At 67.2% G+C, this 26,165-nt stretch carries 26 protein-coding genes; 19 read left to right on the forward strand and 7 right to left on the reverse strand.

Going from position 1 to position 26,165, the window contains the following annotated elements:
* Positions 1–96: 96 nt before the first annotated feature.
* The gene (gene asnS, locus ACZ5V4_RS02430; RefSeq protein ID WP_464316584.1) at positions 97–1,473 is read right to left on the reverse strand and encodes an asparagine--tRNA ligase; all 1,377 of its coding nucleotides are present in this window, start codon (positions 1,471–1,473) and stop codon (positions 97–99) included.
* Between the two features lie 190 nt (positions 1,474–1,663).
* Here asnS and ftsY point away from each other — a divergent pair, with 190 nt between their 5' ends.
* The 5 genes from ftsY to ACZ5V4_RS02455 all read left to right on the forward strand — a co-directional run bounded on the left by ftsY (position 1,664) and on the right by ACZ5V4_RS02455 (position 7,792).
* Positions 1,664–3,073, forward strand: a complete 1,410-nt coding sequence (gene ftsY / locus ACZ5V4_RS02435) for a signal recognition particle-docking protein FtsY (RefSeq protein ID WP_464316585.1) — start codon at positions 1,664–1,666, stop codon at positions 3,071–3,073.
* Positions 3,074–3,112: 39 nt separating this feature from the next.
* Positions 3,113–3,640, forward strand: coding sequence for an HD domain-containing protein (locus ACZ5V4_RS02440; RefSeq protein ID WP_464316586.1), 528 nt, complete (start codon positions 3,113–3,115; stop codon positions 3,638–3,640).
* Between the two features lie 103 nt (positions 3,641–3,743).
* Entirely contained in the window at positions 3,744–5,708 is a 1,965-nt protein-coding gene (locus ACZ5V4_RS02445; RefSeq protein ID WP_464316587.1) for a RecQ family ATP-dependent DNA helicase, read from the forward strand.
* A gap of 57 nt (positions 5,709–5,765) precedes the next feature.
* On the forward strand, positions 5,766–7,427 hold the full coding sequence (locus ACZ5V4_RS02450) for an ABC1 kinase family protein (protein ID WP_464316588.1): 1,662 nt from the start codon (positions 5,766–5,768) through the stop codon (positions 7,425–7,427).
* Positions 7,428–7,456: 29 nt separating this feature from the next.
* Positions 7,457–7,792 carry a phasin family protein gene (locus ACZ5V4_RS02455; protein ID WP_464316589.1) on the forward strand — a complete coding sequence of 112 codons (336 nt, stop codon included), beginning with the start codon at positions 7,457–7,459 and terminating at the stop codon, positions 7,790–7,792.
* Positions 7,793–8,119: 327 nt separating this feature from the next.
* On the opposite strand, the gene ACZ5V4_RS02460 is transcribed toward ACZ5V4_RS02455, so the two are convergent.
* The 3 genes from ACZ5V4_RS02460 to carB form a co-directional block, all read right to left on the reverse strand.
* Positions 8,120–8,455, reverse strand: a complete 336-nt coding sequence (locus tag ACZ5V4_RS02460; protein WP_464316590.1) for a hypothetical protein — start codon at positions 8,453–8,455, stop codon at positions 8,120–8,122.
* 10 nt (positions 8,456–8,465) lie between these two features.
* The gene (purF, locus tag ACZ5V4_RS02465) at positions 8,466–9,878 is read right to left on the reverse strand and encodes an amidophosphoribosyltransferase (protein WP_464316591.1); all 1,413 of its coding nucleotides are present in this window, start codon (positions 9,876–9,878) and stop codon (positions 8,466–8,468) included.
* Positions 9,879–10,045: 167 nt separating this feature from the next.
* Positions 10,046–13,276: a carbamoyl-phosphate synthase large subunit gene (gene carB / locus ACZ5V4_RS02470; RefSeq protein WP_464316592.1), complete on the reverse strand. Its 3,231-nt coding sequence runs from the start codon at positions 13,274–13,276 to the stop codon at positions 10,046–10,048.
* 196 nt (positions 13,277–13,472) lie between these two features.
* On the opposite strand from carB, the gene lspA reads away from it, so the two are divergent.
* Genes lspA through ACZ5V4_RS02500 form a run of 6 tightly spaced genes read left to right on the forward strand, consistent with a single transcriptional unit; the run spans position 13,473 to position 16,805 of the window.
* On the forward strand, positions 13,473–13,958 hold the full coding sequence (gene lspA / locus ACZ5V4_RS02475) for a signal peptidase II (RefSeq protein ID WP_464316593.1): 486 nt from the start codon (positions 13,473–13,475) through the stop codon (positions 13,956–13,958).
* Positions 13,959–14,013: 55 nt separating this feature from the next.
* Positions 14,014–14,235 carry a PLDc N-terminal domain-containing protein gene (locus ACZ5V4_RS02480; RefSeq protein ID WP_464316594.1) on the forward strand — a complete coding sequence of 74 codons (222 nt, stop codon included), beginning with the start codon at positions 14,014–14,016 and terminating at the stop codon, positions 14,233–14,235.
* Positions 14,232–15,071 (forward strand): tol-pal system protein YbgF, encoded by an 840-nt coding sequence (ybgF, locus tag ACZ5V4_RS02485; RefSeq protein WP_464316595.1) that lies wholly within the window; start codon positions 14,232–14,234, stop codon positions 15,069–15,071. The genes ACZ5V4_RS02480 and ybgF overlap by 4 nt, the downstream gene beginning before the upstream one ends.
* Before the next feature lie 14 nt (positions 15,072–15,085).
* Positions 15,086–15,514, forward strand: a complete 429-nt coding sequence (locus tag ACZ5V4_RS02490) for an NIL domain-containing protein (RefSeq protein WP_464316596.1) — start codon at positions 15,086–15,088, stop codon at positions 15,512–15,514.
* A gap of 17 nt (positions 15,515–15,531) precedes the next feature.
* Positions 15,532–16,059 carry a PilZ domain-containing protein gene (locus ACZ5V4_RS02495; protein ID WP_464316597.1) on the forward strand — a complete coding sequence of 176 codons (528 nt, stop codon included), beginning with the start codon at positions 15,532–15,534 and terminating at the stop codon, positions 16,057–16,059.
* 5 nt (positions 16,060–16,064) lie between these two features.
* Positions 16,065–16,805, forward strand: a complete 741-nt coding sequence (locus ACZ5V4_RS02500; RefSeq protein WP_464316598.1) for a protein phosphatase CheZ — start codon at positions 16,065–16,067, stop codon at positions 16,803–16,805.
* A gap of 86 nt (positions 16,806–16,891) precedes the next feature.
* Here ACZ5V4_RS02500 and ACZ5V4_RS02505 read toward each other — a convergent pair whose 3' ends face one another.
* Both ACZ5V4_RS02505 and ACZ5V4_RS02510 read right to left on the reverse strand, forming a co-directional pair.
* On the reverse strand, positions 16,892–18,163 hold the full coding sequence (locus ACZ5V4_RS02505; RefSeq protein WP_464316599.1) for a CgeB family protein: 1,272 nt from the start codon (positions 18,161–18,163) through the stop codon (positions 16,892–16,894).
* The gene (locus ACZ5V4_RS02510) at positions 18,160–19,386 is read right to left on the reverse strand and encodes a glycosyltransferase family 9 protein (protein WP_464316600.1); all 1,227 of its coding nucleotides are present in this window, start codon (positions 19,384–19,386) and stop codon (positions 18,160–18,162) included. Before ACZ5V4_RS02510 ends, ACZ5V4_RS02505 begins: the two co-directional genes overlap by 4 nt.
* A gap of 79 nt (positions 19,387–19,465) precedes the next feature.
* Between ACZ5V4_RS02510 and ACZ5V4_RS02515 the strand changes: the two genes are divergently transcribed.
* The 8 genes from ACZ5V4_RS02515 to ACZ5V4_RS02550 all read left to right on the forward strand — a co-directional run bounded on the left by ACZ5V4_RS02515 (position 19,466) and on the right by ACZ5V4_RS02550 (position 25,605).
* On the forward strand, positions 19,466–20,143 hold the full coding sequence (locus ACZ5V4_RS02515; RefSeq protein WP_464316601.1) for a precorrin-2 dehydrogenase/sirohydrochlorin ferrochelatase family protein: 678 nt from the start codon (positions 19,466–19,468) through the stop codon (positions 20,141–20,143).
* The gene (locus ACZ5V4_RS02520; protein WP_464316602.1) at positions 20,130–20,954 is read left to right on the forward strand and encodes a cytochrome C assembly family protein; all 825 of its coding nucleotides are present in this window, start codon (positions 20,130–20,132) and stop codon (positions 20,952–20,954) included. The genes ACZ5V4_RS02515 and ACZ5V4_RS02520 overlap by 14 nt, the downstream gene beginning before the upstream one ends.
* Complete coding sequence (hemA, locus tag ACZ5V4_RS02525) at positions 20,954–22,276, forward strand: glutamyl-tRNA reductase (RefSeq protein ID WP_464316603.1); 1,323 nt, start codon at positions 20,954–20,956, stop codon at positions 22,274–22,276. The genes ACZ5V4_RS02520 and hemA overlap by 1 nt, the downstream gene beginning before the upstream one ends.
* A gap of 1 nt (position 22,277) precedes the next feature.
* Complete coding sequence (locus ACZ5V4_RS02530) at positions 22,278–22,613, forward strand: hypothetical protein (protein WP_464316604.1); 336 nt, start codon at positions 22,278–22,280, stop codon at positions 22,611–22,613.
* A gap of 24 nt (positions 22,614–22,637) precedes the next feature.
* Positions 22,638–23,045, forward strand: a complete 408-nt coding sequence (locus ACZ5V4_RS02535; protein ID WP_464316605.1) for a bacteriohemerythrin — start codon at positions 22,638–22,640, stop codon at positions 23,043–23,045.
* A 4-nt stretch (positions 23,046–23,049) separates the two neighbouring features.
* The gene (tilS, locus tag ACZ5V4_RS02540; protein WP_464316606.1) at positions 23,050–24,108 is read left to right on the forward strand and encodes a tRNA lysidine(34) synthetase TilS; all 1,059 of its coding nucleotides are present in this window, start codon (positions 23,050–23,052) and stop codon (positions 24,106–24,108) included.
* Between the two features lie 39 nt (positions 24,109–24,147).
* Positions 24,148–24,819 carry an adenylate kinase gene (locus ACZ5V4_RS02545; protein ID WP_464316607.1) on the forward strand — a complete coding sequence of 224 codons (672 nt, stop codon included), beginning with the start codon at positions 24,148–24,150 and terminating at the stop codon, positions 24,817–24,819.
* 153 nt (positions 24,820–24,972) lie between these two features.
* A complete protein-coding gene (locus tag ACZ5V4_RS02550; RefSeq protein WP_464316608.1) occupies positions 24,973–25,605 on the forward strand; it encodes a uracil-DNA glycosylase in 633 nt (210 codons plus the stop codon).
* 249 nt (positions 25,606–25,854) lie between these two features.
* Here the strand turns inward: ACZ5V4_RS02550 and rpsT are convergent, their stop codons facing one another.
* The gene (gene rpsT, locus ACZ5V4_RS02555) at positions 25,855–26,121 is read right to left on the reverse strand and encodes a 30S ribosomal protein S20 (protein ID WP_464316609.1); all 267 of its coding nucleotides are present in this window, start codon (positions 26,119–26,121) and stop codon (positions 25,855–25,857) included.
* Positions 26,122–26,165: the final 44 nt, after the last annotated feature.

Here is a 26,165-nt window from a genome sequence, read left to right on the forward strand (position 1 = left end):
GCTAAGCGCCGGGGTCTGGGGGCAGGCATCTGCCCCCAGCGGGTGCAGGGCAGAGCCCTGCCGGGCCCGGGCAGCGCCCGGTCTTCTCTTCTACTCCTAAAACTCCAAATGCTTGTACGTCCTTGGAAAAGCGATGACGTCGCGGATGTTGGTCACGCCGGTGAGGAGCATGACCAGCCGCTCGAAGCCCAGGCCGAAGCCTGCGTGCGGGGCCGTGCCGAAGCGGCGTGTGTCCAGGTACCACTGGTAGCAGGACATATCGAGCCCCAGCTCCTTGATACGCGCCTCCAGCCTGTCCAGGCGCTCCTCGCGGGCGCTGCCGCCCACGATCTCGCCGATGCGCGGCACGAGCACGTCCATGGCCCCCACGGTGACGCCGTCTTCGTTCTGGCGCATGTAGAAGGCCTTGATATCCTTGGGGTAGTCGTAGACGATGACGGGCTTCTTGAAGTGCTCCTCGGCCAGGTAGCGCTCGTGCTCGGTCTGGATGTCCTTGCCGAAGGCGGCCTCATACTCGAACTTCTTGGGGGCCTTCTTGAGGATTTCCACCGCTTCCTTATAGGGAATGCGTTCGAAGGGCTCGTCCAGCACCTTGCGCAGGGTGGCCTCCAGGGTGTTGTCCACCCATTTGGCGAAGAGCTCCAGGTCGCCGGGCCTGCGATCCATGACGGCGCGGATGCAGTACTTGATGATGTCCTCGGCCAGGTCCATGTCGTCGCTTAAGTCCGCGAAGGCCATCTCGGGCTCGACCATCCAGAACTCGGCGGCGTGGCGCGCGGTATCGGAGGGCTCGGCGCGGAAGGTGGGGCCGAAGGTGTACACGTCGCCGAGCGCCAGGGCGAAGGGTTCGGCCGAAAGCTGGCCGGAGACGGTCAAGAAGGCCTCCTTGCCGAAGAAGTCCGTCTTGACGCCCTCCTCGCCCAGGGGCTGGCCCGGGTGCAGGGAGGTCACGCGCAGCATCTCGCCCGCGCCCTCGCAGTCGGAGCCGGTGATGATGGGCGAGTGCAGGTGGAAGAAGCCGCGCTCCTGGAAGAACCTGTGGATGGCCAGGGAGAGCTCCGAGCGGATGCGGAACATGGCCCCGAACTTGTTGGTGCGCGGACGCAGGTGGGCGATGGAGCGCAGGAATTCGTCCGAGTGGCGCTTCTTCTGGAGCGGGAAGGTCTCCTGGTCGGCCGTGCCGATGAGTTCCACGGATTCGGCCCTGATCTCCCAGGCCTGGCCCTTGCCCGGCGAGGCGATCAGCGCCCCGGCGATGGCCACGGACGCGCCGGTGCCGATGTCCTTGATGATGTCGAAGCCCTTGGCGGAGGAGTCCACCACGGCCTGGATGTTGGCGAGGCAGGAGCCGTCGTTGATCTCCAGGAAGGAGAAATCCTTAGAGTCGCGGCGCGTGCGCACCCAGCCCTTGACGAGAACCTGCCCGATGGGCCCGTCGGCCGCGAGCAGGGTGGCGATTTTCGTGCGTTTCATGCAGAGCCCGATAACGCAGGGGCCAATGGAGGGGCAAGCCTTGTCTCGTGGGCAACTGTAGGATAGGAAGCCTGCGGCGGCGCATGACGCCCCCGCGCCCGGCGAACCCAATCGCGCCGGGCGGCTCCCGACCACGCTCCCCCTCCGGCCCCGGCCGCCGGGAGTCCTACACAGCGCATAAGGAATCGAAATGGGATTTTTCTCCAAGCTCACGTCCTGGCTGGGCGGCTCCAAGAAGACCGAAGAGGCCCCCGAGGCCGGCACCCCGGAAGCCGCCGAGGCCCAGCCCGAGCCGGAAGCGGCCGGGGAGGCGTCCGGTGAGCCCGAGGCCGAGGCAGGCGCGACGCCCGAAGCGGCCGCTCCGTCCGCCGAAGCCCCCGCCCCTACCGCCCACCTGGCCGCCGAGGACTGGCAGAAGGAGCTGACGCTCTCCCTGCGCCAGGCCGAACCCAAGCTCTCGGTGTGGCTCGGCATCATCCTCACGGGCGTGGACAAGCCCGGCCCCGAGCTCTGGCAGCGCCTGCGCTTCCTTTTCACCTGCCTGGAGGCCCCGGCGGACGAGGCCGACGGCTTCGTGGCCGACTTCGAGAAGTGGCTGGCCAACATGGGCTACGAAGAGGTGGAGGAGTTCCGCTCCGAGCTCCAGTACCGCCTGGCCCTGGCGCTGGAGCTGGAGGACGAGGAGGACGAACGCTCCAGGCTCTTCCTCAAGCTCTCCGAAGGCCTGGCCAAAACCCGCGAGCAGATCGCGGCGCGCATCGACGGCCTGCTCACCTCCCACGCGAAGATGGACGACGACTTCTGGGAGGAACTGGAGGAGATACTGATCATGGCCGACGTGGGCTTCGAGCCCGCGGGCAAGCTCCTTTCCCAACTCAAGAACCGCGCGCGCAAGGCCGGGGTGAGCGACCCTTCGGGCTTCAAGGACATCCTGCGCGAGGAGCTGGCCCAGATCTTCCGCACCCCCAAGACCATCAAGGCCGTGAACCCGCCCGAGGTGGTGATGATCGTCGGCGTCAACGGCGTGGGCAAGACCACCACCATCGCCAAGCTGGCCTACCGCGCCCAGATGCAGGGCCGCAAGGTGCTCATCGCCGCGGGCGACACCTTCCGCGCGGCAGCCATCGAGCAGCTTCAGATCTGGGCCAAGCGCGTGGACGCGGGCTTCTTCAGCAAGGGCGAGGGCTCCGACCCGGCCGCCGTGGCCTTCGAGGCCATGGACCGCTGCCTGGAGGGCGGCTACGACCTGATGCTCCTGGACACCGCCGGACGCCTGCACACCAAGACCAACCTCATGGAAGAACTCAAGAAGATCGAACGCGTGCTGGGCAAGAAGCACGAGGGCGCGCCGCACCGCACCATCCTTGTGGTGGACGCCACCACCGGCCAGAACGCCCTCTCCCAGACCAAGCTCTTCCACGAGGCCGTGGGCGTGGACGAGATCGTGCTCACCAAGCTCGACGGCACGGCCAAGGGCGGCGTGGTGGTGGGCATCGCGCTGGAGCACTCCATCCCCATCACCTTCGTGGGCCTGGGGGAGAAAATGGAAGACCTCAGGCCCTTCTCCGGGGAAGATTTCGCCAAGGCGCTGCTCACCTAGCAGCGCCTTGGCCATTCGACACAAGGAAAACCCGCCGACATGCACATACCCACCCGCGAGCAGGCCCTGGCCCTGCTCCAGCAATATCAGGGCGAGAAGCCCGAACGGATCGCCCACTCCCTGGCCGTGGCCGACCTGGCCTGCACCATCGCCCTGGGCATCAACCGCAACTCGAACGGCTCCGCGCTGGACCTGGCCCTGGTGGAGGCCTCCGCCATCCTACACGACATCCTCAAGGGGCGCCCCGCCCACGACCACGCGGGCGGAGAGCTCCTGCGTGCGCTGGGCTACCCCGAGGTGGCCGCCGTGGTGGAAGTGCACACCCGCCTGGGCGGGCTCACCCCGGACCCTGCCGAGCCCGTGCGCGAGGCCGAGGTGGTCTACATCGCGGACAAGAGCTATCGCCGCACCAACCGCGTGACCATCGAGGAACGCTACAGCATCTGGCGCGAGACCTGGAAGAACGACCCCAAGCGCCTGGAGAGCCTGACGCGCGGCGAGAACCGCGCCAAGGCCGTCAGGGCGCGGATCGAGAAGGCCCTGGGGCGGGATCTGGGCGAAGTGTAGGGCAGGACGGGGAGAAGCCTCCGGCGGCCAAAGGGACGAGGTCCCTTTGGAATCCCCTTTCGCTTCGCGGGTTTCATTGGCGAACATCTCAGGGCGACCGGGAATGACAGCATCACCCTCCCCTGCCCCGGCCGTTGCAAGCCTGTTGCGAGACGTCTTCGGCTTCGCGTCGCTGAAGCCGGGCCAGGCCGATGCCATCGGGCGGCTGCTCGACGGCAAGAGCGTGCTGGCCATCTTCCCCACGGGCGGCGGCAAAAGTCTGTGCTACCAGCTTCCGGCCCTGGCCCTGGAGGGCGTCACGCTGGTCATCTCCCCGCTCATCGCGCTCATGAAGGACCAGATCGACTTCCTGAAAGCCCGGGGCGTCGCGGCCGAACGCTACGACTCCAGCCTGGACGCGCAAGAGGCCCGGGAAGTGCTGAACGCCTTCCGCGAAGGCAGGCTGAAGCTCCTCTACATCTCGCCCGAACGCCTGGCCAACGAGCGCTTCCTCGGCGCGGCGCGCCGCGCGCGGGTGTCGCTCCTGGCCGTGGACGAGGCCCACTGCATCAGCCAGTGGGGCCACAACTTCCGGCCAGAGTACCTGAAGATCGCGCGCACCGCCCGGGAGCTCTCCATCCCCCGCGTGCTCGCGCTCACCGCCACGGCCGACCGCGAGACCGCCCTGGACATCGCCCGGACCTTTTCCGTCGCCCCGGAGGACATCGTCCACACAGGATTCTACCGCCCCAACCTGGAGCTTCGGGCCACGCCGTCCAAGCCCGGCGGCAAGAAGGCGCTTCTGCTCGAGCGGCTGAAATCGCGCCCGGCAGGCCCGGCCATCGTCTACGTCACCCTGCAGAAGACCGCCGAAACCGTGGCCGCGTGGCTGACGGAGCACGGCGTCGCGGCCATGGCCTACCACGCGGGCATGGGGGCCGATGAGCGCGCCGCCGTGCAGGACGCCTTCATGGCCTCGGACAGGCTCGTCATCGTGGCCACCATCGCCTTCGGCATGGGCGTGGACAAGCCCGACATCCGGGCCATCTACCACTACAACCTGCCCAAGGGTGTGGAGAGCTACGCCCAGGAGGTCGGGCGCGCCGGGCGCGACGGCCAAAAGTCCGTCTGCGAGATGTTCGTGTGCCTGCGGGACACCCTGGTGCTGGAGAACTTCGTGCTGGGCGACACGCCCGACCGCGAGTCCCTGGAGTCGATCCTGGGTGAGGTGTTCGGCGGGGAGGAGCACCTGCTGCTCTCGCCCCCGGCGCTGGCGGGCAGGCACGATATCCGCGAGCTGGTGGTGCGAACGCTGCTGACCTACCTGGAGCTGGACGGCTACCTGCGGGCGCTCGGGCATATCTACACCAGCTACACGCTCACGCCCAACAAGCCCTCGGCCGAGATGCTCGCGCCCTTCGACGAGGCGCGCCGGGCGTTTCTGAAGAAGGTGCTCTCCAGGTGCCGCAAGAAGCGCGGGAGCGTTAATTTCGCCCTGGACGTGGAGGACGCCGCCGTGGAGACAGGCGAGCCGCGCGAGCGCATCGTGGCCGCGCTCGAATACCTGGCGGGCAAGGGCGACATCGAGCTGAAGGCCAGCGGCACCCGGCAGCGCTACGTGGTGACGCGCAGGCCCGGAGACCTGGGCGAACTGGCCCGAGAGCTGATGGCCAGGTTCCTGGAGCGCGAAGGGCGCGACCTGGAGCGCATCCGCCAGATGCTTACGCTCGCCTCCGACCCGCACTGCCTGACCAGGCGGCTCCTGGCCTACTTCGGGGAGGAGTCCGGCCCGTGTGGGCACTGCGGCCCCTGCCTGGGGGCGGAGCCCTGCGCGCCCCATCCGTTCCAGCCGAGAAAACCCAGGGAACGCTCGCTCAAGAAGCTCGACGCGCTTTTATCCGAAGGCCTGGTGCAACTCTCGACGCCGAGGAGGCTCGCCAAGTTCCTCTGCGGCCTGGCCTCGCCAGCCACCACGCGCCTCAAGGAGCACGAGGCCTTCGGGCTCTTCGAGCGCGTGCCCTTCCGGATGGTGCTCGGGCTCGCCGAGCAGGCCATGGGCCGGGACCCCGCCCGCGACGCGGGCAAGTAGCTCATCCCCCCTTCCCCGCTTGTTCCCCCTGAAATTCTACGCTATCAGCCAGGTAGCATGAACGTATCAGACTTCATCCGTTACACGCCGCTGGCTTCGGCCAACCGCTTCGCGCAGATCGTGGGCGTGCTGGTAAAGCACGGGTTCGGCGAGATCATGGAGCGCCTGGGCTTCAAGCGCAGGCCCTTCCTTCGCCGCAAGCTCCCTGACGAGGCCTCGGGGCTGCCCCTGTGGGTCAAGCTGCGCCGCGTCATCGAGGAACTCGGTCCCACGGCCATCAAGATCGGCCAGATCCTCTCCATGCGCCCGGACATGATCCCCACCGGGCTCTCAGAGGAGCTGCGCAAGCTCCAGGAGAACGTCCCGCCCACGCCTTACCAGGCCATCGAGAAGACCCTGTACGAGGCCTACGGCCGCCCGCTGAACGAGCTGTTCACCTCCATCGACCGCAAGCCAGTGGCCACGGCCTCCATCTCCCAGGTGCACCGGGCCGTGCTCCTGAGCGGCAAGGTCGTGGCCGTGAAGGTGCGCCTGCCGGGCGTGGTGGACACGATCATGGCTGACCTGGACATCATGGAGTTCTTCGCCGCCCAGATCGAAGAGCGCTTCCCCTCCACACGCCGCTCGCGCCCGCGCGAGATCGTGCGCACCCTGCGCAAGGACGTCACCCGGGAGCTCGACTTCACCAACGAAGCCGTGAACATGCACGTCTTCAACCAGATCTTCGCCGAGGACCCGGACATCTTCGCCCCGGGCGTGCACGCCGAGCTTTTGCGCGAGGACGTGCTGGTGATGGACTTCATCGAGGGCGAACGCCTGGACCAGTGCTCCTGCCCCGCCTTCCGGCGCGAGGAGCTGGCCAAGGCCGGCTTCAAGGCCGTGGTGCGCCAGATACTGGAGGAAGGCTTCTTCCACGCGGACCCGCACCTGGGCAACCTGCGCGTGGTGGAAGGGTGCAGGCTCTGCTACCTGGATTTCGGCATGTGCGGGCGGCTCACCCCGGCCATGCGCTCGGACATCGTCAACTTCCTCATCGCCATGGGCAAGTCCGACGCGGCCAAGGGCGTGCGCCACATCCTGGAGATGGCCGCCAGCTACCGCCCGGACGTTGACGCCATGAGCTTCGAGCGCGACCTGACCTTCGCCATGCAGAAGGCCCGCGCGCCCTTCCGCGACGCCTCCTTCGGCCGCTTCATGCTGGAGGTAACCACGCTCTGCCACGAGTACGGCGTGCACCTGCGCCCGGACTTCATCCTCATCGCCCGGGCACTCCTGGCCACGGAATCGGCGGGCAGGTCCCTTGCCCCGGAAGTGAACGCCATGGAGAACATCGCCACCCTGGCCGAGGGCTACGCCAAGCGCGGCCTGCTCCCTGGCCTGGCGGACGGGAGCATCCTGGGCGAGGCCGAGGAGGTCCTGCGCGCCGTGGGCCGGATTCCGGTGCAGATATCGAACATCCTGCGCAAGGCCGACTCCGGCGACCTGGCCATCGAGCTGCGCCAGCACGACTACGGCCCCTTCCCCAAGGACCTGCGCCAGATCGGCAACCGCCTGGGTGGCGCGCTGGTCACGGCGGCGCTGGCCATAGGCTCGTCGGTGGTGTATCTTTCCGACCTGGGCCCGCACTTCTGGGGAATGCCCGTGATGGGCCTCGCCGGGTTCGCCGTGTCCGGCCTGCTCGGCCTGTACCTGACCTTCAAGATGTTCAGGAGCACCTGAAAAGGCCGCCTGGAACAGGAGGATACGCCATGAAGGACGCGCTGAAGAAAGGATTCTACACCGGGCTCGGGGCCGGGCTCCTGCTCAAGGACGAGATCATGAACGCCCTGGACGCGCCAGTGAAGGTGAACGACATGCCCGCGCAGGAGCTGCGCACGCAACTGGCCACGCTGCTCGAAAAGCTCTCCGCCAACGTGGGGGCGGGCGCGGAGAGCCTCAGGCAGGCGGGCGAGGACGAACTGGCCGAACTGCTCTCGCGCGTGGGCCTGGCCAAGGCCGAGGACGTGGAGGCGCTCAAGGCGCGCATCGCGGAACTGGAAGCCAAGGTGGCCGCCGGGAAGAAGGCCGGAGCGAAGAAAGGCTGATCCAGGAACTGGAGAGGGCGCCGCCCTCTCCAGACTCTCCCGGCAGGGGGAGTGCCTCCCCCTGCACCCGGCGATAGCTTCGCGGGCATCACCGCCCACTTGAAATAATCGAATGCCCCGTGATCCGCGCTTTCGCGCGGATCACGGGGCATTCGAATTGCTTGAAATTTAACCCCTCGCCGCTTGCGGCGGCTTGCTCCCCGCGCCCCTGTCCGGGCTCCCCGGTGACGCCCGCGAAGCCATCGCCGGGGTCTGGGGGCAGGCATCCGCCCCCAGCGGGTGCAGGGCAGCGCCCTCGCGAGGTCCGGGGCGGAGCCCCGCTCTTTCCTACACGTACTGCCTGAGCAGTTCGTAGGGGGTGTCTTCCGGCAGCACCAGGCGGTTGCCGGGCAGCAAACCCAGGATCAGCGCCCCCAGCCAGACGCGGCTGGCGCGCAGGCGCTCGAAGGCCAGCACGGCCCTGCCCTCTTCGAGCAGCAGGCTGTAGCCGATGATCTCGAGCTGCACGGGCGCGGCCTCGCCCTTGGGCAGGGCTTCCAGGGTCATGGTCTTGGAGGACGTGTTCAGGCTCAGCTTGAACGAGTGGCAGTAGTCCTCGAAAAGGGGGGCGAGCTTGCTGGTGATGGCCGAGGAGACGGCCATGTCCTTCATTGCACCGAACATCTCTAGTCACCTACCATGTCAGCGCGTTGGATTCGTCCAGGCAGTTCTTGCTTCCCTCGGCGCAGGGAGGGATGACGTAGTCCCCGTCGAAGCAGGCCAGGCAGTACTTGGGGTCCACGGGGTCGGCGCCCACGGCTCTCAGCAGGCCGTCCACGGAGAGGTAGTGCAGGCTGTCCAGCCCGATGTAGCGCGCGATGTCTCCCACGGAGTTGTTGGCCGCGATGAGTTCGCCCTTGGAGGAGAAGTCGATGCCGTAGAAGCAGGGGAACTTGATGGGCGGGCAGCTCACGCGCATGTGGATCTCGCGCGCGCCAAGCTCGCGCAGCTTCTTGATGCGCGTGCGGATGGTGGTGCCGCGCACGATGGAGTCCTCGACGATGATGATGCGCTTGTTTTTAATCATGGAGCGCACCGGGTTGAGCTTCACGCGCACGGAGAAGTCGCGCATGTTCTGCGAGGGCTGGATGAAGGTGCGGCCCACGTAGTGGTTGCGGATCATGGCCACCTCGAAGGGCAGGCCGGACTGCTGGGCGTAGCCCACGGCCGCGTACACGCCCGAATCCGGGAAGGGCATGACGAAGTCGGCGTCCACAGGCGCTTCCTGTGCCAGGATCTGGCCCATGGTCTTGCGCCGGGTGTAGACCACCTCGCCGAAGACCAGGGAGTCGGGCCGGGCGAAGTAGACCAGCTCGAAGATGCAGCGGCGCACGGGCTTGGGCTCGCATATGCGCATGGAGGTCAGGCACTTGTCCTTGATCACCAGCATCTCGCCGGGCTCGATGGGCCTCAGGTGTTCGGCCTCGATGAGGTCGAAGGCGCAGGTCTCGGAGGAGACCACGTAGGTGTCGTCCAGGCGGCCCAGGGAGAGCGGGCGGATGCCGTGCGGGTCGCGCAGGGCGATCATCTTGTCGTTGGCCAGGATCAAGAGCGAGTACGAGCCCTTCACCTTCTGGCAGGCCTTGATCACGGCCTCCTCGATGGTGCCGCCGTTCAGGTGCTTGGCGATGAGGTGCACGAAGACTTCGGAGTCGATGGTGGTCTGGAAGATGGAGCCCGAGGCTTCCAGCTCCTGGCGCAGCTCCATGGTGTTCACCAGGTTGCCGTTGTGGGCGATGGCCAGGCGCCAGTCGCCGAAGCGCACCAGGAAGGGCTGGGCGTTGCGCAAAAGCGAGGCCCCGGTGGTGGAGTAGCGGATGTGGCCCACGGCGATGTTGCCCTTGAGCTCCTTGCCCAGGTGGCGTTCGCTGAACACGTCCGCCACGAGGCCCATGCCTTTCTGCTCGCGGATGGTGTCGCCGTCCCAGGTGACGATGCCCGCCGACTCCTGGCCCCGGTGCTGCAGGGCGTAGAGCCCGAAATAGGTCATGCGCGCGGCCTCGGGGTGGCCGTAGATGCCGAACAGTCCGCAATACTCTTTCTTCATGTCGCTACCCGCCGCCTTCCGCCGGAAAGCCCTGAGATAAGCCGCCCGCCGGGTCTGTCAACCGCGCCGCGCCGCCCGGAGCCCTGCGGGCTTCGATGCGGCGCGGCCAATCGTCGTTCAAAGGAAGACCGGCCGGGCCCGCTGGCGCGGACCCGGCCGGATCGTGTTTACGCGTAATGCTCCTGGAGGCTCTTGACCCCGAGCCCGGTGCCCGTGAGCTCCTTGATGGCCTGGGCCATGGCCTTGGCCCCGGCCACCGTGGTGGTGTAGGGCACGCCGTAGAGGAGCGTGGTCTGCCGGAGCTGCGAGGAGTCCTGCACGGTCTTCTTGCCGGAGACGGTGTTGACCATCAGCTGGATCTCGCCGTTGATGACCATGTCCGCCGCGTTGGGCCTGCCCTCGTAGACCTTGAGCACCTTCTCGGCCTTGACCCCGCTGTCGTTCAGGTAGGCGCAGGTGCCGCCCGTGGCCACGATCCTGAAGCCCAGCTCCTCGAACATCTTCGCCGCGGGCAGGATGGCCTGCTTGTCGCGGTCGTTGACGGAGATGAACACGGTGCCCGAGAGCGGCAGGCGCTGCCCGGCGGCCAGTTGGCTCTTCATGAAGGCCAGGCCGAAGTTCATGTCCACGCCCATGACCTCGCCGGTGGAGCGCATCTCGGGTCCGAGCAGCACGTCCACGCCGGGGAAGCGGTTGAACGGGAACACCGACTCCTTCACGGAGATGTAGCCGCCCTTGCGCTGGCTCCAGGGGTCGAGCTCGGAGAGCTTCATGCCCATCATCACCTTGGTGGCCAGCTTGGCCAGGGGCACGCCCGTGGACTTGGACACGAAGGGCGAGGTGCGCGAGGCCCGGGGGTTGACCTCCAGGATGTAGACCACGCCGTCTTTGAGCGCGAACTGGATGTTCATGAGCCCGACCACGCCGAGCTCCACGGCCAGGGCCTTGGTCTGGCGCTCGATCTCGGCCACGACCTCGGCGGAGAGGGTGTGCGGCGGCAGCACGCAGGCGGAGTCGCCGGAGTGGATGCCCGCCTCCTCGATGTGCTCCATGATCCCGGCCACGTAGGTGTCCTCGCCGTCGGAGAGCGCGTCCACGTCCACCTCGGTGGCGTTCTCCAGGAACTTGTCGATGAGGATGGGGTGCTCGGGGGAGACCACGGCGGCCTTCTTGAAGTAGGCGTCCAGGCCGTCGTCGTCGTAGACCACTTCCATGGCCCGGCCGCCCAGCACGTAGGAGGGGCGCACCACCACGGGGTAGGTGATCTCGCGGGCGATCTTCTTGGCCTCTTCGACCGACATGGCCGTGCCGTTGGGCGGCTGCCTGAGGCCCAGCTTGTTGAGCAGGGCCTGGAAGCGTTCGCGGTCCTCGGCGCGGTCGATGGAGTCGGGCGAGGTGCCGAGGATGGGCACGCCCGCGCGCATGAGCGGCACGGCCAGGTTCAGCGGGGTCTGGCCGCCGAACTGGACGATGACGCCCTCGGGCTTCTCGTGCTCGATGATGTTCAGCACGTCCTCGAAGGTCAGGGGCTCGAAGTAGAGCTTGTCGGACGTGTCGTAGTCGGTGGAGACGGTCTCGGGGTTGGAGTTGACCATGATGGACTCGATGCCCAGCTCGCGCAACGCGTAGGAGGCGTGCACGCAGCAGTAGTCGAACTCGATGCCCTGGCCGATGCGGTTGGGCCCGCCGCCCAGGATCACCACCTTGCGCTTGTCCGAGGGGGTGATCTCCGAGCCGGTCTCGTAGGTGGAGTAGAAATAGGGGGTGTAGGCCTCGAACTCGGCGGCGCAGGTGTCCACCAGATAGTAGGTGGGCTTGACGCCGAGCTTTTCGCGGATGCCCCGGATGTCGAGCTCGGACTTCTTCCAGAGCGCGGCCAGCTGGCGGTCGGAGAAGCCGTACTCCTTGGCCTCGAGCATGGCCTCGCGCATCTTGGGGTTGGAGGCGCTCACGGTTTCGTGCAGGGCGAACGCGTGCAGCTTGGCTTCCATGTCCACGATGCTTTTGATCTGGCGCAAAAACCAGGGGTCGATCTTGGTGGCCTCGAAGATCTCGGCCTCGGTCATGCCGCAGAGGATGGCCGAGCGCACGTCGAAGAGCCTGCGGGAGTTGGGCTTGCGCAGGGAGGCCAGGATGGCGTCGCGGTCCCAGGAGCACTTGTCGTACTCCTTGGAGAGGCCGGGCATGCCGATCTCCAGCGAGCGCAAGCCTTTCTGCAGGGCCTCCTTGAAGGTGCGGCCGATGCTCATGGCCTCGCCCACGCTCTTCATGGCCGTGGTCAGGTAGTCCTCGGCTCCGGGGAACTTCTCGAAGGTGAAGCGCGGGATCTTGACCACGGTGTAGTCGATGGTCGGCTCGAAGGAGGCCATGGTCTCGCGCGTGATGTCGTTGGGGATCTCGTCCAGGGTGTAGCCCACGGCGAGCTTGGCCGCGATCTTGGCGATGGGGAAGCCCGTGGCCTTGGAGGCCAGCGCCGAGGAGCGAGACACGCGCGGGTTCATCTCGATGACGATGAGCTCGCCGTTCTCCGGGTTCACCGCGAACTGCACGTTGGACCCGCCGGTCTCCACGCCGATCTCGCGCATGATGGCCAGGGCTGCGTCGCGCATGACCTGGTATTCGTCGTCGGTGAGGGTCTGGGCCGGGGCCACGGTGATGGAATCGCCCGTGTGCACGCCCATGGGGTCGATGTTCTCGATGGAGCAGATGATCACGCAGTTGTCGTTGACGTCGCGCATCACCTCCAGCTCGAACTCCTTCCAGCCCAGCACCGACTGTTCAAGCATCACTTCAGATTTCATGGAGAGCGAGAGGCCGCGCGCGGCGATCTTCTCCAGGTCTTCCATGTTGTAGGCCACGCCGCCGCCCGAGCCGCCCAGGGTGAAGGCCGGGCGGACGATGATCGGGAAGGGGATCTGGCGTCCCCAGTGGCGCACGTCGTCCATGTTCCGGCAGATGCCGGACTTGGGCACGGCCAAGCCGATCTTGCCCATGGCGGCCTTGAACTCCTCGCGGCTCTCGGCCTTCTTGATCACGGCCAGGTTCGCGCCGATGAGTTCCACGTCGAACTTGTCGAGCACGCCGGATTCGGCCAGGGCCACGGCCGTGTTCAGGCCGGTCTGGCCGCCCAGGGTGGGCAGGAGCGCGTCCGGGCGTTCTCGCTCGATGATCTTGGCGACGATGTCGGGGTCGATGGGCTCCACGTAGGTGCGGTCCGCCAGCCCCGGATCGGTCATGATGGTCGCGGGGTTGGAATTGACCAGCACCACCTCGTAACCCTCTTCCTTGAGGGCCTTGGCGGCCTGGGAGCCGGAGTAGTCGAATTCGCAGGCCTGGCCGATGACGATGGGGCCCGAGCCTATGATCAGGATTTTCTTGAGGTCCGTGCGTTTGGGCATGACTTGGGCGGGGTTAGGGTTGCGGATCGTCTCGAGTGACGAAACATGCGTGAAATGTCAAATCGGGCTTTCGCCCCGGCGTGGGTTTACGCAACTTATCCCCCAGCCGCAAGACATTTGAACGCCACGCGGCGATTGACTTCCCCGCCAGCTTGCATAAATGAGTGCAGCCGGAGACGCCGGAGGAAAACACCCAGTGAAGCCCCAGTACAAACTCGCCGGAAGCCTGGCCCTGGCCGTGCTCGCCCTGGACCAGATCACCAAGCTGCTGGTGCAGGCGCACCTGAAGCTCTACACGTCCGTGGAGATCGTCCCGGGGTTCTTCAACCTCGTGCACACCCTGAACAAGGGCGCGGCCTTCGGCTTCATGAACGACCGCGACACCGACTGGCAGGTCTACTTCTTCATCGCGGCCGCGGCCTTCGCCGTGCTCATCATCTTCAACCTGCTCTCCAAGGCCGAGAACGAGGGCAGGCTCTTCGTCTGGGCCCTGGGTGCCATCCTGGGCGGAGCCTTGGGCAACGTGGCCGACAGGCTGCGCCTGGGCGAGGTGGTGGACTTTCTGGACTTCGCCGTCGGTTCCTACCACTGGCCGGCCTTCAACGTGGCGGACATCGCCATCACCTGCGGGTCGCTGGCGCTCATCTTCTCGTTCTACGCGCGCGGCCGGCGCAAGGACTGAAAACGCCCGCCGGCCTTGCCAAACAGGCCGCCCGGAGATAGCAAAGGACGCACCTATGACGCTGACCGCCACCATCGGGGGCTATCCCCTCTGGTTCTTCCTCGTGCTCGCGCTGCCCGTGTTCATCAACTTCTGGGCCATCGGGCACGCCTTCTACCGCGAATTCCCGACCATCCAGGAAAAGATGGTCTGGCTCTGCCTGGCCGTGTTCGTGCCCGTGGTGGGCGGCCTGGCCTACATCTTCTTCGGAAGGAAAAGAGGTACGAAACCGTCATGAAGACCCGCCTTGCGGCCTTCGCCGCGATCATTTTCCTCTCCGGCTGCGCCGGAACGAGCTCCGACGCCCCCGTGAAGGGCAAGCCCATCGACCCGCAGGCCCAGGCCCAGGCCAACCTGCTAGCCGAGGTGGACGGGCTGAAGTCCCAGGTGCAGCGCCTGAGCGCCGAGGTCGAGGACATCAACCTCCAGCTGCGCACCCTCTCCGCCGGCGACGGCACCGGGGGGGCCACCACCATGCCCGAGCTCTCCAAGCGCATCCAGAAGCTCGAGGGCAACCTCAAGCAGATGGGCTCCCAGCTCGGCGTCGAGGTGGACGGCCAGCAGCCCGGCCAGCAGCAGAACCCCTCGGAGCCCGGCGGCGACGAGCAGGCCCGCCAGGCCTCCATGCCGCCGTCCCCGGGCGCGCAGCAGCCCCAGGCCCAGCAGCCGCAGCCCCAGGCCAAGACGGACGTGCCCGCCGCGTCCAACACCGACCCGGCCGAGGCCATCTACGCCAAGGGCATGCAGGCCTTCCAGGCCAAGGAGTACGACAAGGCCATCGGCCTCTGGGGCGACGTGGCCAAGAGCTACCCCAAGCACAACCTGGCCCCCAACGCCTACTTCTGGGTGGGCGAGGCCTACTTCCAGAAGGGCGACTGGGGTCAGGCCGTGCTCAACTACAACAACGTGGTCGAGAAGTTCCCCAAGAGCAACAAGACCCCCTCGGCCATGCTCAAGATGGGCATGGCCTTCCAGAAGCTGAACAAAAAGGACGCCGCGCGCCTGATGTTCCAGGACCTGATCAAGAAATTCCCTGACTCGGCCGAGGCGCGCCGGGCCAAGAGCCTCATCTAAGGAACGCGACCGCAATGAACGAAGTCCGCAAGATCGTCCACCTGAGCTTTCCGCCGGACACCTCCGGCAAGCCGGTGGTCTGCAACATCATCAAGCTGTTCGACCTGTGCTTCAACATTCTCAAGGCCCAGATCAACCCCCGCGAGGTGGGCGAGATGGTCCTGGAGATCACCGGCCTGGAGCAGGCCGTGGCCGACGGCATGGAGTACCTGAAGGAGCACGGCGTCAAGCTGACCCCCGTGGCCCAGAAGGTGCGCAAGGACGAAGACCTCTGCATGCACTGCGGCGTGTGCACCGCCCTGTGCCGCCCGCGCGCCCTGGAGATCGACCGCGCCACCTGGCGGGTGCGCTTCGACTCCGAGAAGTGCGTGGCCTGCGGCCTGTGCGTGAAGGTCTGCCCGGTCAAGGCCATGGAGACGCAGCTCGAGAACGGGATCCTCTAGCATCCCCGGAGGCGTTCATGGGCGAGGAGCAAAGAACCTACCTGCGCATCCCCACCAACCTGCGTGGCCGGATGCGCCTGCTTTCTTCCGAGAAGGAGCCCCAGCTCTTCCGGGAGGCCCCCATCGTCAGCACGGCGGTGACCGCCATGGAGCTCAAGGGCGCGGGCGTCAACGAGGCGCTGATCAACGCCCTGACCGCCATGGACCGCAAGCTGGACATGCTCATCGGCATCCACACCCAGGACAGCCTCCAGGGCGACTTCCCCTGCCAGATCGACGTGCTGGACATTTCCGGCGCGGGCGTGAAGATGACCACCCCCTGCCGGGTCTCCGAAGGCCAGGTGGTGGAGTTGGTGATCACGCTCACGCAGCTGCCCGTGCGCATGGCCGGGGCCATCGGGCGCGTGATCCGCGAGGAGAACGTGGACGGCCGCGCGGTCTGGGCCGTGGATTTCCTGCGCATCCGCGACAGGGACCTTGAGTCCATCGTGCAGTTCGTGTTCCAAACCCAGCGCGACGAATTGCGCGTAAAGAAGTGGGAGTAGCCCCTGTGAGCGACAGAAAACCCGAGACCATGATGGAAGAGGTTATCGACCGCTACATGGACGAGATGGTGGACAACCTGAAGTCCGCCATCACCCAGGCGGTGGAGAAGGAGCTCTCCAGGTCGCTCACGCGCTCGCTTCTGCAGAGCGAATTCTACAAGCGCATCTCCGAGGACATGCGCGGTGGCCTCCAGTCCATCTACAAGGAACTCTCCAGCGCCCGCCAGGAAGAAGGCGGCCAGGAGATCACCCGCGAGAAAAAGCGCGCCGACCAGCTCTTCAGCGAGGCCGCCGACCAGCTCGACAAGATCCTGACCACCACCGAGCAGGCCACCGGCGAGATCATGGACATCGTCGAGAAGCACATGGAGATGCAGGCCAAGTCCAACCAGATCCTGCACAGCCTCAAGTCCGGCGGCGTGACCAAGGAGCAGTTGCACGACCTGCGCCAGATGAGCGACGACCTGAACGCCGACCTGATGACCATCATGACCACCCTCTCCTTCCAGGACCTCACCGGCCAGCGCATCAAGCGCATCATCGGGGCCATCAAGAAGGTGGAGACCATCGTCCTGGACCTGTACCTGTCCACCGGGCTCAAGCTGAAAGCCCACGAGGAGGCCCCGGACAAGGACCTGGAGCAGATCCAGAAGGAGACCGAGCAGAAGGTCAGCGAGCTCAAGGGCCCCCAGGTGGGCACCAGCCAGGCCTCCGTGGACGACCTGCTGGCCTCGCTGGGACTTTAGGAAGGGTTCGCGCCGCGACCGAATCTCGAAGGGGGCCTAGGCCCCCTTTTCTTTTTCCGGCTTTGAAGGACTTCAGGCGCCGCAGCTTACTTCTTCACCCCGTACTGCTTGCGCCACTCGTCCAGGAAGAGGATCGCGGTCTCAAGCGGCGTGAGCCTGCCCGCGCGCGAGCGCACGGCCCAGACCAGATCGTCGAAGGGCGCGTCCTCGCTCAGGCCAAGCCCCGAGAGAAGCGTGCGCGCCTGGGCGCGGTACTCTTCCGGCAGCGCGGCCAGCGCCCCTTCGTCCTCGCGCGGGGCAGGCCAGCCGGGCAGGCGCTCCTCCAGGAACGCGAGAAGCACCTTCATGCGCGCCTGGTAGGTGTGGTCCCTGAGCGCCCTCTCGCGCGCCCGCTCCGCGAAGGCCGCGCGCTCCCCGGGCCCGGCCAGGAAACGCCGGACGCTCTCCTTGAGCCCCTGCATGTCCGTGAAGGTGGCCAGCTCGCCCTCGGCGAACAACTCGCCCAGAAGCTCCCTGCGGTCCACCAGCTGGAACGCCCCGCACATTGCCAGCTCGAAGGTGCGCGGGTTCACGAAATCCCCCTCCGGCACAAGCTCCGCGGCCGAGACGCTGGAATGCAGGTTCACGTTCACGGCGGTGGCGTTGAAGATCTTCACCGCGTCCTCGGGCGCGATGCGCTCCCCTCCCCGCTGCACCAGGGGCGCGAGCAGCTCGTCGCCCTCCCAGTCCGAGCCCCAGATCTTGAGCCCGAACTCCATGAGCTGCCTGAAGGCCGCGCGCCTGTTGGGGTAGCCCGCGCCCAGAAAGGCCACGTTGGCCCCCCACTGGTGTTTTTCCACCGGCGTGAGCTCGAGGGGCCGGTGGAACTCCGGGTCGGCCGCCAGGGGCAGGTACAGGGCGTTGTGCTGGCCCGCCTGGGCCAGCTTCTCCAGAAAGGGCTCCTTCTGGATCACGGCGAAGGCGTCGTAGTGGGCGGCGTAGGCCTCCCAGTAGGTGAAGAGCCTGAAGTCCTCCACGAACCACATGGCCGTGGGCACGCCCGACTGACGCAGCCGCTTGAGCGCCTGGCGCGTCAGCGGGGCCTGGGCCATGGCCAGCACCAGGTCCGGCTTCCAGGTCTCGGCCTTGGCCAGCACGCCCTGGGAGACCACCTGCAAGAGGGCGTGCTCCAGGTGGTCGAGGCGCTCGGTTGTGACCTTGAGTTCCTTCAGCGCCGTGAACGCGCCGTAGAACGACGGGGCCTCGAAGGTCTCCACCGCGTGCCCGAGCGAGGCCAGGGCGCGGGCGCAGTAGCGGCCGATGGGCAGGGAGCCGCCGTAGAGCGGCAAGACCACGAGCACGCGCAGGGGACGGTTCATAGGATTTCAAGTAGTGCTTGAGGTTTTTCGAGCATGAAGTCCGGGTCCTCCACGAGGGCCTCGGCCAGGTCCGGCGCTGGGGGCCGCGCATGCCCGGCTTCCACGCCGAGGCGCCTGGCGATGAAGCCGCGCACGCGCATTCGCTCGCCCAGGATCGGGTCCTGGCCCGCGAAGGGGGCGCAGACCACGCCCAGATCGTCGAACCCCGTGCGGTAGCCCGTGAGCCCGGGCGGCGGATCGCCCCTGCCCGCCCCGGCCGCCAGGCGCAGGAATTCGCGAGAGCGGAAGGGCTCCAGGCAGGCCAGCCCGCACGGGCAGGGCGCGGATTCCAGGCACGGGGCGCACTCGTGCACCGCCTGCCAGACCGTGTGCCCCAGGCCGTAGGGGCCGGTCTCGTGGCACCAGGCCGAAGAGAGGAACGTAGCTGTCACGGGCACGCCCAGATGCGCGGCCAGGTGCATGACCCCGGTGTCCGGGGTGAGCACGCGGTCCAGCCCGGCCACGGTGTCGGCGAGTTCGGCCCAGTCCGTGCGCCCTGTGAGGTCGGTCGCCATGGCCCCCACCCTTGCGGGCAGGAGCGCGGTGAGTTCGCGCGCGGCCGGGCGCTCGGCGGCGGTGCCCAGCAGGTAGATCCTGGGCGTGCCGAGCGTCGGCAGCAGTGCCTGGACCACCCCGGCCAGCACGTCCGGCGGAAGCGAGCGCCTGGCGCTTCGCCCGGCCATGGCCACGCCGAGCCCCCCGCCCTTGGGCGCGGCCTCGGGGTTGACCGAGGCGGGGTCCGCCATGGGCAGGGCGAACCCGGCCCAGAAGTCGGCCAGGTTGAGCGCGCCGAGCCGCCTGCGCCTGGTCCAGCGGAAGGCCGTGGCCGCCCACGGGTCGCGCAGGGCCTGGCCCTTGTCCAGGCTGTGCCCGCGCACGACGGCCGGGTCGAAAAGCCCGGCCACGGCCAGGTTCATCCCGGAAAAATTGAGGTTGTAGACGCGGTGGAAACCGGCCGTGGCGAGGCCCTCCAGGCCGGCGAGCAGCGCGGCCGGGTCCGGCCTGGAGTGGGCGTTCACGGTGTGCACCGCGACGCCCGGGTAGACGATGCGCGCGAGCCGCTCCAGGGAGGCGTCCACCAGCAGGTGCACGGGCCTGCCCGAGGCGGCGAGCCCCACGATGAGGCGCTTGGACTGGATGAGGTCCCCGAAGCGGGCCAGCTGCATCACCAGCGCGGGTTTCATGGACTCAAGGGGTATCCCAAGGCCGGGGGGAAAGAAAGTGGCTTTGCGTGCAGGCCCGGATTTGTTATGGTACCCGCCCATGCGATACTACCCCCTCTTCGCCGACCTTTCGCGCAAGCGCTGCCTCGTGGTGGGCGCCGGCGAGGTCGGCCGCCGCAAGATAGGCACCCTGGCCGCCTGCGGGGCCAAGGAAGTGCTCGTGCTGGACACGCGCGAGCCCGACCAGGACCTCCTGGAGGCCATCGAACACCCGGCCGTGCGCTTCGAGCGCCGCTCCTTCCAGGAGTCCGACCTGGACGGCCGCTTCCTGGTCATCGCCTCCACGTCCAACGAGGAGCTCAACTGGGCGATCAGCCGCTCCTGCGAGGCCCGGGGCATCCTCTGCAACATCGTGGACCAGCCCGAGAAGTGCAGCTTCATCGTGCCCGCGCTGTTCACCCAGGGCGACCTGACCGTGGCCATCTCCACGGGCGGGGGCTCGCCCGCGCTCGCGCGCAAGATCCGCAAGGGGCTGGGCGAATTCTTGGGCGAGGAGTATGGCGCGGCCCTGGTGCTCATGGGGAGGCTGAGGCCCCTGGTGCTGGAGCTTGGCCTCGGCTCGCCGCGAAATGCCGACATTTTCAGGGGCCTCGTGGATTCAGGCCTGCTGGACGCCCTGGAGCGCTCCGACAAGGACGCGGCCGCAAGGCTCCTGGCCAGCCACATTCCGGCCGAACTGCACCCGCGCATCCCGGAGATACTGGATGGGCTCATCTGACCTGCTCTTCTACGCCGTGATAGCGCTCTACCTGGCGGGCAGCGGCGGCCACATCTGGGGAATGCTCACCCGCAAGGAGCGCCCCCGCGTCATCGGCGGGGCCATCTCCGGCGCGGGCTTCGCCCTGCACGGCCTGACCCTGGGCATGGCCCTGGTCCAGGACCAGACCGGCGCCCTCGCCAGCGGCGGCTTCTACCTGAGCCTGTTCTCCTGGAGCGTGCTGCTCGTGCTCTTCATCCTCTGGATGCGCCTCAGGCTCTCGTTTCTGGGGCTCATCGCCACGCCCCTGGCGCTGGTGCTGCTGCTTGGCTCCCAGGCGGTATCGGGCGAGCGGGTGCCTCTGCCGCCGTCGCTGGCCGGGCTCTTCTTCGGGCTGCATATCGGCACGCTCTTCGGCTCCATGGGGCTCATGGCCATGGCCTGCGCGGCCGGGGCGGCCTACCTGAAGCTGGAGCGGCGCATCAAGTCGAAAGAGAAGCTCACCGGCATCTGGGCGGCCCTGCCCTCGCTGGACAAGCTGGACGCGGCCAACAGGCTGGCGGTCAACGTTGGATTTCCGCTCTACACCGTGGGCATGATCTCGGGCTTCTTCTGGGCCGGGATCACCTGGAAGCGCTTCTTCTCCTGGGACCCCAAGGAGCTCACGGCGGTGTTCATCTGGCTCCTGTTCGCCTACCTGTTCCACCAGCGCAAGGCCCTGGGCTGGCGCGGACGCAAGACGGCATGGCTGGCAATCTGGGTGTTCGGGCTGAGCTTCGCCTCCATGCTCGGGATCAACTTCTTCGTCAAGACACACCACAGCTTCGTCTGATGCAGCACGACATTCATCTTTTCGGCCTGAACCACCGCACCGCGGACGTGGACGTGCGGGAGTGCTTCGCCCTCAAGGACCAGCTGGCCTTCGAGGAATGCGTGCGCTCCCTGGGCCGCGCCGTGGACGAGGTTCTGGTGCTCTCCACCTGCAACAGGGTGGAGATCGTGGCCGTGGCCCCGCTGGGATCGAACGTGTCGGCCAAGGTGCTGGAATGCTGGGCGGGGTCCAGCGGGCGCGACACGCGCCAGCTTAGCCCCCACGTCTACGAGCACAAGGGCCTGGACGCGGTGAAGCACCTGTTCCTGGTGGCCTCGGGGCTCGACTCCATGGTGCTGGGCGAGCCGCAGATACTCGGCCAGCTCAAGCAGGCCTACAAGGTGGCCGTGGAGAGCGGACAGGCCCGGGTCGTGGTGAACAGGCTTTTGCACAAGGCCTTTTCCGTGGCCAAGCGCGTGCGCACCGAGACCGGCATCGGCACCAGCGCCGTGTCCATCAGCTACGCGGCCGTGGAGCTGGCCAAGCGCATCTTCGGCGACATGAGCGGCCAGACCGCCATGCTCGTGGGAGCGGGCGAGATGGCCGAGCTCGCGGCCACCCACCTGGTGGGGGCCGGGGTCAGGTCGCTGTGCGTGGTCAACCGCACCTACTCGCGCGCCGAGGAGCTGGCCTCGCGCTTCAGGGGCAAGGCCTACGCCTTCTCCGAGATGATCGAGCGCCTGCCCGAGGTGGACATCGTCATCACCTCCACGGGTTCACCCGAGCCCATCATCCGCGCCCGAGACATCAAGGACGTGCTGAAGAAGCGCAAGTACCGGCCCATGTTCTTCATCGACATCGCCGTGCCGCGCGACATCGACCCGGACATCAACAGCCTGGACAACGTCTACCTCTACGACATCGACGACCTCAAGGAGGTGGTGGAGGAGAACAAGGCCCAGCGCCAGTCCGAGGCCGAGAAAGCGAGGGAGATCATCGACGCCGAGACCGCCAAGTTCGGCCAGTGGCTCGACTCGCTGGACCTCCAGCCCACCATCGTGGACATGCTCTCGCGCGGGGAGGAGCTGGCGCGCAAGGAATTGCGCAAGACGCTCAAGCGCCTCGGCCCAGACTGCGCCGAGGAGGTCCGCGCCGCGGTGGAGACCCTGGCGCTGACCCTGCCGCGCAAGCTCTACCACGACCCGCTGATCTTCCTGAAGCGGCGCGCCCGCGAGGAGGGAGGCGAACGCTTCCTCGACCTGGCCCGCCGGATGTTCAACCTCGACGACGAGACCGTGCCCCCCGGGGCGCACCGCGACCGCAAGCCCGGCCTGGAGGAGTGACATGCGCGCCTACACCGTTGACGAACTCACCCCCGAGGACGTGACCCGCATCGAGGACCGCCTGAAGCAGAAAGGCTGGACCGGGTCCATCTCCGGGATGTACTACATCCCCATCCCCGAGGACCGCCTGGGCCCCGAGCAGAAGGAGCACGGCGAATCCTGCGGGCCGTTCTTCCTGCCCCTGGAGACCGGCGACGGCTGGATCCGCCTGGAACTGCTCGTGCGCGCGCGGCAGATCCTGCGCTGCTCCTGCGTGGCCTACGCCAACCCGGGGCTTCGGGAACACATGATCGACCTGCTCGACAGCCTCATCAAGGAACTGGACATCGCCGTCTAGACCGCGCCAAGCCAGGAGTAGCACATGGCCGCCATCAGATGGACCCCCGACCTTTCAGTGAACATCCAGGAGATCGACCAGCAGCACCGCCACCTCGTGGAGATCATAGGCGAGCTCGAGCACGCCATGCTCCAAGGGGCCGACAGGGCGGTCATGAACGACGTCGTCAGCGAGCTCAACGCCTACGTGCGCGAGCACTTCACCCTGGAGGAGCGCTGGATGGCCAAGCACGGCTATCCGGGCCTGCACGAGCACGCGGCGCAGCACGAGGCCTTCATCGAGAAGCTCCTGCACTTCGAGCTGGACCACCTGGGCGGGCGCGCCGAGGTCTCCCGGGAACTCCTTGACTTCCTGATCGACTGGTTCAAGGGGCACGTCACGGTCTACGACCAGCTCTACGCCCAGTACTTCCTGGACAAAGGGATCGTCTGAGGCCATGGCCCGGGCGCTCGGCCTCAAGGACCTGACGCCCGCGAAGGCCCGGCTGTGCCTGCGCGTGGAGTCGTTCACGGCCACGCTCGCTCCCGAAGGCTTCGCTTCCCGCCCGCTGGTGGCCGCCTTCTCGGGCGGCCTCGACTCCACCGCCCTGCTCCTCATCCTGGGCGCCCTGGCCCCGCGCCTGAACACCCGTATCGTCGCCGCGCATCTGGACCACGGCCTGCGCCCGTCCTCCTTCGAGGACGCGGCAGCCTGCCGGGCGTTCTGCGAAGAGCGCGGCATCGAATTCGTGAGCGCGCGCCGGGACGTGGCCGCCCTGGCCGAGTCGCTGGGCACGGGCATCGAGGACGCCGGGCGCAGGGCGCGCTACGCCTGGCTGGAGGAGGTCCGCGCGGGCCTTGGCGCCTTCGCCGTGGCCTGCGCCCACCAGCTCGACGACCTGGCCGAGGACCAGCTCATGCGCCTGATGCGCGGCAGCGGCTGGCCCGCGCTCGGGGGCATGCCCGCCTGGGATCCGGGCAGGCGCATCCTGCGCCCCTTGCTGCTCACCCCCAAGGCCGAACTGCGCGGCTTTCTCGCCGAATGCGGCGCGAGCTGGCGCGAGGACGAGACCAACCGCGACCAGGCCTTCACCAGAAACCGCGTGCGCGCCGAGATCCTGCCCCTGTTCGTTCGTGAAAATCCGGACTATCTGGCCGCCGCCGCCGAGCTCTGGCGTCAGGCCCGCATCGACGAGACGCACTGGGACGGCGAGGTGTTGCGCGTCCTGAGAGCCGGGTTCAAGGAAGAAAACGGAGCCTTTCTCCCGGCTTCGGCACTCGAAGGAGCCACCCAGGCGCTGCGGCTTCGCCTCTACAAGCGCGCCGTGGAGCGCCTCGGCCCCGGCCAGCCGCTGTCGGCCGCCCTGCACGGCCTGGACAAGGCCTGGGCCACCCGCCAGACCGGGAAATCCTTCCAGTTTCCAGGCGGAAAGCTCGCCGTGATCGAACGCGGCGGCATCCGTTTCCTGCCCGCCCCGGACGTCCCCGGCGTTGACACTTCCCAGCCTGAGGGATAGAGAGCACCGATTGTTATTTTTTAAACAAGGAGGCGGCGCGTGAATATCCTGATCTTCGGGCCCAACGGCAGCGGCAAGGGAACCCAGGGTTCCCTGGTCAAAGACAAGTACAACCTGGCTCACATCGAGTCCGGCGGCATCTTCCGCGAGCACATCGGCGGCGGCACCGAGCTGGGCAAGAAGGCCAAGGCGTACATCGACCGCGGCGACCTCGTGCCCGACGACATCACCATCCCCATGGTTCTCGAGACCCTGAAGACCCGCGGCAAGGGCGGCTGGCTGCTCGACGGCTTCCCCCGCAACACCGTGCAGGCCCAGAAACTGTGGGACGCCCTGCAGGCCGAGGGCATGAAGCTCGACTACGTCATCGAGATCCTGCTGCCGCGCGAAGTGGCCAAGAACCGCATCATGGGCCGCCGCATCTGCAAGAACGACCCCAACCACCCGAACAACATTTTCATCGACGCCATCAAGCCCAACGGCGACAAGTGCCGCGTCTGCGGCGGCGACCTCTCCGCCCGCTCCGACGACCAGGACGAAGGCGCCATCGGCAAGCGTCACGACATCTACTACGACACCAACACCGGCACCCTGGCCTCCGCCTACTTCTACAAGGACCTGGCCGCCAAGGGGCTGACCAAGTACATCGAGTTGAACGGCGAAGGCGCCATCAACGACATCAAGGACAAGCTGCTGGCCCAGTTGTCCTAAGCTGACTTCGAGTATTCAACGCCCCGGGGCTTCTGGCTCCGGGGCGTTTTTTTGTTGCCGGCAGCGGGTGCCGACAGGTATCAGCCTCCGGCGGCCAAAGGGCTTCGCCCTTTGGAATCCCAGTTCATCAACGACGCAAGCCCTAAAGACACCATGCCTAAGCCCGCCATCGACCGGCTCATCCAGGATCTGGCCGCCTTCAAGAGCCCCCCCGCGCTCTTCAACCCATTCGCCGACCCCAGGCTTGCCGGGAACCTCAAGCTGTACTTCGATTTCCTGGCCTCCTCGCCCGTGCCCGTGGCGCTCATCGGCGAGGCCGCCGGGCACAGGGGATGCGCGCTCACGGGCATGCCCTTCACCAGCCCGGAGACGCTCAGGGACTCGCAAAACACGTTCTTCGCCCCGCACCGGGAGCGCATGTTCAGACAGGGGGACATTTTCGAGCCCAGCGGGCGCTGGGTCTGGGGAGTGGCCGACCGGCACGGGGTCGTGCCGCTTCTGTGGAACGCCCTGCCCTTCCACCCGCACAAGCCGGGCGAGGCGCGCACCAACCGCACCCCCGGCAAGGCCGAGCTGGCCATGGGCAAGCCATATCTCGAGCGCGTGCTGGAGATCTTCAGGCCGGGCCTGGTGGTGGCGGTGGGACGCAAGGCGGAGCAGTCGCTTGGGGAGATGTTCCCGGAGATGAGCTTCCCGGCCGTGCGCCATCCGGCCATGGGCGGGAGCACGCTCTTCACGCGCCAGATGGACGAGATCCTGGCCGGGCTGCCGCGCGGCGGACGATAGGCTTGGCTGGCCGGCCGGCGGGGCTCCCCCCGCCTGAACGACAGATGGGCCCAGGCGGCCGTGTGGCCTGTCCCGGACCGGGCGCGGCGGGCCGAAACCCGGGGGGCGGCTTTAGGCGGGGGTGATGTTTCGCTTCGCGGCGAAGGCCGGGGCAGGACATGGCGGCCCGCCTCCCCCTCTTTCCAGGGACAAAAACGAAAAGCCCGCGCGGCCCAGGGCCGGCGGGCTTGGAAAAGTTGTCCTGAACTACTAGGCCTGGATCTTGTTGACGGCCAAGTTCAGCCTGGAGACCTTGCGCGCGGCGGTCTTCCAGTGGATGATCTTCTTGGAGGCGGCGCCGTCCAGCACGGCGGTGGCTTCCTTCAGGGCGGTCTGGGCGGCGGCGGCGTCCTTCGTGTCGATGGCGGCGCGCACGGCCTTGATGGCGTTCTTCACACAGGTTTTCATGGCGCGGTTGCGGGCACGGGCAACAAGGCTCTGACGGTGCCTTTTCAGCGCGGACTTATGATTGGCCAAGGGATCTCCCTCCTCGCATCAAGTTCAAAGACGGATTTGATAGG

Source organism: Fundidesulfovibrio sp. YSD1 (genome assembly GCF_055397115.1).

What these genes read in the sequence shown, in the direction of transcription:
- asnS (WP_464316584.1), bottom strand. Translation starts at nt 1,473, where the DNA reads ATGAAACGCACGAAAATCGCCACCCTGCTCGCGGCCGACGGGCCCATC.
- ftsY (WP_464316585.1), top strand. Translation starts at nt 1,664, where the DNA reads ATGGGATTTTTCTCCAAGCTCACGTCCTGGCTGGGCGGCTCCAAGAAG.
- ACZ5V4_RS02440 (WP_464316586.1), top strand. Translation starts at nt 3,113, where the DNA reads ATGCACATACCCACCCGCGAGCAGGCCCTGGCCCTGCTCCAGCAATAT.
- ACZ5V4_RS02445 (WP_464316587.1), top strand. Translation starts at nt 3,744, where the DNA reads ATGACAGCATCACCCTCCCCTGCCCCGGCCGTTGCAAGCCTGTTGCGA.
- ACZ5V4_RS02450 (WP_464316588.1), top strand. Translation starts at nt 5,766, where the DNA reads ATGAACGTATCAGACTTCATCCGTTACACGCCGCTGGCTTCGGCCAAC.
- ACZ5V4_RS02455 (WP_464316589.1), top strand. Translation starts at nt 7,457, where the DNA reads ATGAAGGACGCGCTGAAGAAAGGATTCTACACCGGGCTCGGGGCCGGG.
- ACZ5V4_RS02460 (WP_464316590.1), bottom strand. Translation starts at nt 8,455, where the DNA reads ATGTTCGGTGCAATGAAGGACATGGCCGTCTCCTCGGCCATCACCAGC.
- purF (WP_464316591.1), bottom strand. Translation starts at nt 9,878, where the DNA reads ATGAAGAAAGAGTATTGCGGACTGTTCGGCATCTACGGCCACCCCGAG.
- carB (WP_464316592.1), bottom strand. Translation starts at nt 13,276, where the DNA reads ATGCCCAAACGCACGGACCTCAAGAAAATCCTGATCATAGGCTCGGGC.
- ACZ5V4_RS02480 (WP_464316594.1), top strand. Translation starts at nt 14,014, where the DNA reads ATGACGCTGACCGCCACCATCGGGGGCTATCCCCTCTGGTTCTTCCTC.
- ybgF (WP_464316595.1), top strand. Translation starts at nt 14,232, where the DNA reads ATGAAGACCCGCCTTGCGGCCTTCGCCGCGATCATTTTCCTCTCCGGC.
- ACZ5V4_RS02490 (WP_464316596.1), top strand. Translation starts at nt 15,086, where the DNA reads ATGAACGAAGTCCGCAAGATCGTCCACCTGAGCTTTCCGCCGGACACC.
- ACZ5V4_RS02495 (WP_464316597.1), top strand. Translation starts at nt 15,532, where the DNA reads ATGGGCGAGGAGCAAAGAACCTACCTGCGCATCCCCACCAACCTGCGT.
- ACZ5V4_RS02505 (WP_464316599.1), bottom strand. Translation starts at nt 18,163, where the DNA reads ATGAACCGTCCCCTGCGCGTGCTCGTGGTCTTGCCGCTCTACGGCGGC.
- ACZ5V4_RS02510 (WP_464316600.1), bottom strand. Translation starts at nt 19,386, where the DNA reads ATGAAACCCGCGCTGGTGATGCAGCTGGCCCGCTTCGGGGACCTCATC.
- ACZ5V4_RS02515 (WP_464316601.1), top strand. Translation starts at nt 19,466, where the DNA reads ATGCGATACTACCCCCTCTTCGCCGACCTTTCGCGCAAGCGCTGCCTC.
- ACZ5V4_RS02520 (WP_464316602.1), top strand. Translation starts at nt 20,130, where the DNA reads ATGGGCTCATCTGACCTGCTCTTCTACGCCGTGATAGCGCTCTACCTG.
- hemA (WP_464316603.1), top strand. Translation starts at nt 20,954, where the DNA reads ATGCAGCACGACATTCATCTTTTCGGCCTGAACCACCGCACCGCGGAC.
- ACZ5V4_RS02530 (WP_464316604.1), top strand. Translation starts at nt 22,278, where the DNA reads ATGCGCGCCTACACCGTTGACGAACTCACCCCCGAGGACGTGACCCGC.
- ACZ5V4_RS02535 (WP_464316605.1), top strand. Translation starts at nt 22,638, where the DNA reads ATGGCCGCCATCAGATGGACCCCCGACCTTTCAGTGAACATCCAGGAG.
- tilS (WP_464316606.1), top strand. Translation starts at nt 23,050, where the DNA reads ATGGCCCGGGCGCTCGGCCTCAAGGACCTGACGCCCGCGAAGGCCCGG.
- ACZ5V4_RS02550 (WP_464316608.1), top strand. Translation starts at nt 24,973, where the DNA reads ATGCCTAAGCCCGCCATCGACCGGCTCATCCAGGATCTGGCCGCCTTC.